The sequence below is a fragment of the Paraburkholderia sp. RL17-383-BIF-A genome (assembly GCF_046028015.1).
GTDB lineage: Bacteria > Pseudomonadota > Gammaproteobacteria > Burkholderiales > Burkholderiaceae > Paraburkholderia.
Window position 1 is genome coordinate 1 of the sequence record NZ_JARESR010000099.1, and the last position, 326, is coordinate 326.

The window sequence follows — 326 nt, forward strand, 5'->3', positions numbered from 1 at the left end:
AGATGCCCACGCGCGCCCTCACAGAACAGCGTGTACTTCGCGTGCAGTTCCATGCCGAGCTGGAAGTTCTCGGTCGGTTCACCGTCCTTGCCGATGCCCAGGTTGCCAGTCGCGACGCCTTTGACCGAACCGTCGTCGTTATAGAGGATTTCGGCCGCAGGAAAGCCCGGGAAAATCTCCACACCCAGCGCCTCAGCCTGCTGACCCAGCCAGCGCGTCACATTCGCGAGACTGATCACGTAATTGCCGTGATTCTTGAAGTTATCCGGCAGCGCCCAGACCGGCACGCTCTTCGAACCGGTTTCGGTCAGGAACAGGAACTTGTC

1 protein-coding gene is annotated in these 326 nt (G+C 59.8%); it reads right to left on the bottom strand.

Features of this window, described 5'->3' with window-relative positions:
* On the bottom strand, positions 1 to 326 hold a 326-nt coding region (locus P0D71_RS36115; protein ID WP_408483901.1), incomplete at both ends, for an NAD(P)/FAD-dependent oxidoreductase.